Source organism: Acetobacter sacchari (assembly GCF_017377715.1).
Lineage (GTDB): Bacteria > Pseudomonadota > Alphaproteobacteria > Acetobacterales > Acetobacteraceae > Acetobacter > Acetobacter sacchari.
Genome location: NZ_JAFVMF010000050.1, coordinates 1 through 3,371, shown reverse-complemented (window position 1 = coordinate 3,371; position 3,371 = coordinate 1). Strand labels below are relative to the sequence as shown.

Genomic DNA, 3,371 nt, shown 5'->3' with positions numbered 1-3,371 from the left:
CGCAGCCGTCCAGTTCGCTTCAATCATCATCCTGCTTAACTGAAGACACGCCGTATAGTTCAGATGGAAGCGGAATGAACTCGTCGTGATCGGCGTCAGGTAACTTGAGGCGCCCGGCTTTCCAATCCGCTGCGGCCTGGGCAAGCCTCTCTTTCGATGAGCTTACGAAATTCCAGGACAGATAGCGCTCGCCGACAGGCTCACCGCCAAGCACCATGACGGTACTGCGTTCAAGCGCCCGGAATGAAGACGTGCCTGATCCGAGGATAAGCATGCGCCCCGCCTCATAGCGCACTCCGTCGACCTCAACGGAGCCAGCGGCAATGTAGAGCGCGCGCTCCGGGTGGTCGGTGGGGACCTCGGCCTGCGCCCCTGCGTCGAGATCCAGATGCGCGTAGAACAGGGGGGAATGAGTCCGAGCGGCGGCTCGCAGCCCATAGGCCTGACCGGCGATGAGCTGACCTTGCACTCCGCCGCTGTTCCATGAGGGCAAGTCATCTCCCTCGTGATGCGAAAAGGAAGGAGACGCCTCCTCGTCGCCGGTTGGAAGCGCCACCCAGGCTTGAATGCCGTGAAGGCGGTCTCCGAAGGCGCGCGCTTTTTCGAAACGTTCGCTATGGGTGATCCCTCGCCCGGCCGTCATCCAGTTTACTTCATGTGGTCGTATCGCTTGCTCGGAACCCAGGCTGTCACGATGCATGACCTCTCCTGAGAAGAGATAGGTGACAGTCGAAAGCCCGATATGCGGATGCGGGCGTACATCGAGCCCCCGTTCCACGCCTGCCGCAACGTCAAGGGGGCCCATATGGTCGAAAAATATGAACGGTCCTACCATTCGCCGCTTTGCGAATGGTAGGACTCTTCCCACTTCGAGGCCGCCACCAAGACTGTGACGGCGTTGCTCAATGATCATCTCGATCATGCGATCCTCCATGCCGCGATAGCCACCCTTGACCTTTCGTCCGTGTCCAACCTCTCTGGAATCTTTATGCACCTATCCAGCACTAATATACTAAGGGAAATTACGGCGTGTCGTCAGTTAAGCAGGATGATGATTGAAGCGAACTGGACGGCTGCGAGGAAGGTTGATTTCAGTTTATCGTAGCGAGTTGCGATGGCACGGAACTGTTTGAGTTTATTGAAGAACCGCTCGACAAGATTACGTTCCCTGTAAAGAGCGAAGTCGGTTTCCCGCTGCATTGTTCTATTGCGTTTTGGCGGTATGACCGGGGTAATCCCCCGCTGTATCAGTCGATTGATCAACCTGTCCGCGTCATACGCCTTGTCAGCAAGGAAAGCATCCGGGTCGATGTTTTCCAGAAGCGGTTCTGCCTGGGTGATATCGGCATTCTGTCCCGGTGTGATGCCCAGTTCCACCGGATTGCCCAGAGCGTCGCAGATGGCATGGATCTTTGTAGTCAGCCCGCCTCGGGATCGTCCGATGGCCTGATCCGCGCCCCTTTTTTGAGAGCTCCGGCACTATGCTGATGCGCCCGGACAATCGTGCTGTCGATCATCATGTATTCGTTGTCGTGATCAGCAGCCAGATAACGAAATATCCGTTCGATGACACCGCTTTCACACCAGCGGCGCAGACGCCGGTGCACGTTTTTCCAGTCCCCGAAACGGGCAGGAAGGTCGCGCCATGGAATGCCCGCGCGATAGCGATAAAGAACCGCCTCTACGAACAGACGGTTGTCCGCAGCGGTGCCACCCACATGCCCATCGCGACCGGGAAGAAGATCCTTTATCCGCTCCCACTGGTCATCGCGTAAACCATAGCGCCGCATCCGTCTGTCTCCCCCAAAAACCGGGAAAACAGTCAGCACACGCAGTCACAAAGTACAACCCTCACGTGCCGCACTCAGGGCTTAACTGACGACACGCCGTAAAACTGGGTGGTAAATAATGTTATATCCGTGACAGGGATGGTAGTAATAATCGCCGTCAGGATCAATACCATAGTCATCCCCCCCCCAAGCAGAGCATATTTCTGCCTCGCCAACCTGTTGCTTTCGCCGTCGAGGTGTTGCGTGTCTGATAGAGTGTGCCAGTCGAGGCTTTGGTCAAAGATTTATTCACTTTCGCCATTTCGCCCATAATGCAATCGACCGTGTAGGAAGAAAATACCCGTTCTAATAATAATTTTACCTTTTTATATCGATGGAGATAGGTCGTTTGAGGATGCAGTTTGCATGGCGAGAGCTACAGGTTGGAGCGTGAAAGCGGTCGCTAGAAAAATCGATTTCGCCGCATACCAGAACGCAACGGCGCTTGTCGAAGAGTTCATTGTTTCGGCGGCGACTGCCCTGCACGAAAGCGGTCGGCCCACGGCGGACAAAGAGATGGCTGAAATATGAATATTCGTCCCGGCGTCGAGATTCGACGAGGAGTATTTACCGACTCATATGTGGCTCCTGACCTATTCACACTGCGTCCGATCGCTGGCGAAGAGTTGCGTGGCGAACTGATCCATCGTGGAGAGCCTGTGGCTGAAATCGATGGGCCTGAAATCCTCTCGCTCCACCAGATGGCCGACTACGGCTGGCTGTTCCTTACATATGGCGGTCTGGAGGAGGATTTTCCGATTGCGACCATGCTCAGCGAAAAATTTTCCGTCCTCGACGGCGCGCCTTTTCCGGCTCTTCCTCCGATCGGGATGCCAAATGACATATGGCGCAGCGGCGAAGCCGCCATAAGCGCCAGATTTCCTGTCATGGGCGAGGAATTCCAACTTCAGGTATCGCCCAAGAGGACCGGTCTGTTACGACGCTCGACGCAATGGATCCACATTAGGCGAATTCTAGCATAGGAGGCCTGCTTGAAGTCTGTTCCCATAAGCGTATTTCCCTTGCTATTTCCTGATTATAAAACCGAGACAGATAAGGCCGGGGCTATCGTAAAGCTGGGCTGGCCGGCCGTTGAACCAGTCCTGCAGCACATCGTCGACTGGGTTTCCGATCGGAATGATCCAGTCGCGCATGTCTTCGCACCGTTCTTGATCGATATCGGCTTGCCAGTCGCCCCACATATTGCCATAATTCTCGCCGGGTATGACGGGTGGCGCAAATACACCCTGCTGGTCGATGTCGTCGCCAACTCACATCAACTCGCCGGTGCGCTCAGGCGGGAGCTTGAAAGCCTTGTGATCTGCCCGACTGAAAACGACGTGTGTGAAGAAGTGTCGGCACAAGCAAAAGAAATTCTAGATTCAATGAGATCGTAAAGCAGATCGCATCTATTTCGACTCTACATCTGCAGTGATGAAGGATGTTGTCGCAGAGCCCTGATCGCCTGAACGCAGGTTGCTATCACCTACGGCGTGTCTTCAGTTAAGCAGGATGATGATTGAAGCGAACTGGACGGCTGCG

At 55.1% G+C, this 3,371-nt stretch carries 5 protein-coding genes; 3 read left to right on the top strand and 2 right to left on the bottom strand.

Annotated elements, in window-relative coordinates:
• Window positions 1–19: 19 nt before the first annotated feature.
• Window positions 20–922, bottom strand: a complete 903-nt coding sequence (locus J2D73_RS20195) for a pirin family protein (RefSeq protein ID WP_207884203.1) — start codon at window positions 920–922, stop codon at window positions 20–22.
• A gap of 113 nt (window positions 923–1,035) precedes the next feature.
• Window positions 1,036–1,790 (bottom strand): IS5 family transposase gene (locus tag J2D73_RS20190; protein ID WP_207884204.1). Its coding sequence is split into 2 segments (ribosomal slippage): window positions 1,036–1,460 and window positions 1,460–1,790, totalling 756 coding nucleotides; the frame shifts between segments, so codons are not numbered across the junction.
• 405 nt (window positions 1,791–2,195) lie between these two features.
• Here J2D73_RS20190 and J2D73_RS20185 point away from each other — a divergent pair.
• Genes J2D73_RS20185 through J2D73_RS20175 form a run of 3 tightly spaced genes read left to right on the top strand, consistent with a single transcriptional unit; the run spans window position 2,196 to window position 3,226 of the window.
• Window positions 2,196–2,360 (top strand): hypothetical protein, encoded by a 165-nt coding sequence (locus J2D73_RS20185; protein ID WP_207884202.1) that lies wholly within the window; start codon window positions 2,196–2,198, stop codon window positions 2,358–2,360.
• On the top strand, window positions 2,357–2,812 hold the full coding sequence (locus J2D73_RS20180; RefSeq protein WP_207884201.1) for a hypothetical protein: 456 nt from the start codon (window positions 2,357–2,359) through the stop codon (window positions 2,810–2,812). The genes J2D73_RS20185 and J2D73_RS20180 overlap by 4 nt, the downstream gene beginning before the upstream one ends.
• A 9-nt stretch (window positions 2,813–2,821) precedes the next feature.
• Window positions 2,822–3,226, top strand: coding sequence for a DUF5071 domain-containing protein (locus J2D73_RS20175; RefSeq protein WP_207884200.1), 405 nt, complete (start codon window positions 2,822–2,824; stop codon window positions 3,224–3,226).
• Window positions 3,227–3,371 lie beyond the last annotated feature (145 nt).